This window comes from Saccharopolyspora sp. (genome assembly GCF_017434145.1).
GTDB classification, from domain to species: domain Bacteria; phylum Actinomycetota; class Actinomycetes; order Mycobacteriales; family Pseudonocardiaceae; genus Saccharopolyspora_C; species Saccharopolyspora_C galaxeae.
Genome location: NZ_JAFRFW010000730.1, coordinates 1 through 1,730 on the forward strand (window position 1 = coordinate 1; position 1,730 = coordinate 1,730).

The 1,730-nt window shown below is 69.6% G+C and carries 4 protein-coding genes; 1 reads left to right on the forward strand and 3 read right to left on the reverse strand.

The window, feature by feature from the left end:
• The 3 genes from IJH84_RS19810 to IJH84_RS19820 form a co-directional block, all read right to left on the reverse strand.
• Positions 1-317: hypothetical protein (locus IJH84_RS19810; protein ID WP_295147364.1), on the reverse strand; the 317-nt coding region annotated here is incomplete at its 3' end.
• A gap of 253 nt (positions 318-570) precedes the next feature.
• Positions 571-906, reverse strand: coding sequence for a hypothetical protein (locus IJH84_RS19815; protein ID WP_295147367.1), 336 nt, complete (start codon positions 904-906; stop codon positions 571-573).
• Between the two features lie 112 nt (positions 907-1,018).
• The gene (locus IJH84_RS19820; protein WP_200068994.1) at positions 1,019-1,318 is read right to left on the reverse strand and encodes a hypothetical protein; all 300 of its coding nucleotides are present in this window, start codon (positions 1,316-1,318) and stop codon (positions 1,019-1,021) included.
• A 109-nt stretch (positions 1,319-1,427) separates the two neighbouring features.
• Between IJH84_RS19820 and IJH84_RS19825 the strand changes: the two genes are divergently transcribed.
• The coding region (locus IJH84_RS19825) for a VOC family protein (RefSeq protein ID WP_367269055.1) at positions 1,428-1,730 on the forward strand (303 nt) is incomplete at its 3' end.

Here is a 1,730-nt window from a genome sequence, read left to right on the forward strand (position 1 = left end):
CGGGCCGCGTCGAAGTTGGCCGAGCCTTGGTTGGCCGAGGCGTTGTCGGCCATTTCGGTGTCGCCGTGGCCGAACGAGCGGTCCATGCCGGACTGCCCGCCCAAGATCGCCGACAGCGACCCGTTGAGCTCGCCGGTGATCTCGTCGGCCCGTGCCTTGAACGAGTCGAACGCGGCCCGTCCGGCCCCGTTGAACTTGCCTTCGAGGGGTTCCGCGGCGGTGATGAGCTGGCGGATCAACGCGCCCAGATCATCGCTGGAACCCTGCGTCTGCTTCGTCAACGCCGACAACGTCGACGACCCCATGTCGAACTTCACGCAACACCCTCCCGGTTCTCGCCGCTGCCACCAGTGGCGACCGTGTTCGCGAACCGCTATGACGCGGGAACTCCCCAGTTCGGTTCCACCCGATCACAGCGGAGATCACCGCCGTCGGGCATCGGGGATTCTACTCAGATCAAGGCGGTCGGCTTCAAGGTCGTGCGCGATTTCCGGGCGGTTTCGCACGATGCGTGTTCTACGCTCGACTCAGGGTATTTCCCGGGCAAGATCGTGCGGGTCCGAAACCGGTTCAGGACTCCTCGTCGGACAACGCGGAATGCGCTGCCGCCCAAGCGTCCCTGGCTTCGCGCTGCGATTCGGCGACTCCCTCGAACGTCTCGTCGTTCCCGGTCTGCCTGGACAGCACCGCGGCGACACCGCTGAGCGCGTCGGAGGCCTCCGACCCGGCTCGGGAGAACGACGTGACCAGCGAGTCCGGCATCTGCAACGTGCCGGGTCCGGCGCCTTGCTCAGCGGTGCGCTGCGCTTGTTCCGCCGCCTGCCAGGCCGCGCTGAGCTGGGCGAAGGAGTCCAGCAGGTTGCGCCAGATGGTGATCTGCTCGGTGTTCGGCTCGGGGGCGTTCATCGGTCCTCCGTTTCGCGGGGGTGCACCGGGAGGGTGCCCGCCGAACCGGTCGATCAAGCTTCGCCGCCGCGTTCCGCCGAAAGCCGGCGGTGCCCGCTGCCGGAAATCCGGATCACGTCCCGTACACGAGCTCGTCGGCCTGCGCGAGCCCCGCGTCGATCGCCGCGGCTTCGGCATCGTCCAACGCCGCGCGGAAGTCCGGCCCGGCCGCTTTCACCAGCACCATCAACTTCTTGCCGATACCGCGGGCCTGGGTGAGCCGGACCCGGGGCGCGGCCAGCGCCTGCCGCGAATCGGTGATCAGCTTGCGGTAGCGGTGGTTCAGCTCGGCGCGGGCGTCGACCACGTCCAGCGCCGCCGCCAAGCGGGACAGCTCTGCGGTGGCGACCTGCTGTTCGGACGGTTCGGGCACGCCACGCACCTTACGACCCGGCGCGCCGGAACCGACGCGATGTCGGTGCCCGGGGACACCATGGGGCGAGCGCAGCGACGCGGCTGCGCACGACGAGGGGAGCACGGCCATGACCACCGTTGAACGGACCAGCACCGCCCTCACTCCGTACCTCGCGGTGAACGGCGCCAGGCAGGCGATCGAGTGGTACGGCACGGTCTTCGGCGCGCGCCTGCGCGGCGAGCCGCACGTGATGGACGACGGCCGCATCGGGCACGCCGAACTCGACGTCGACGGTTGCGCGCTGATGCTCGCCGACGAGTTCCCGGAGATCGACATGGCGAGCCCGGCGACCCGCGGCGGTGCCAGCGTGAACCTGAACCTCCAGGTCGCGGACGTCGACGCGGTGCTGCAGCGCGCGCGGGACGCGGGC

Coding starts and splice junctions, on each gene's coding strand:
- IJH84_RS19815 (WP_295147367.1), bottom strand. CDS start 906: ATGAACGCCCCCGAGCCGAACACCGAGCAGATCACCATCTGGCGCAAC.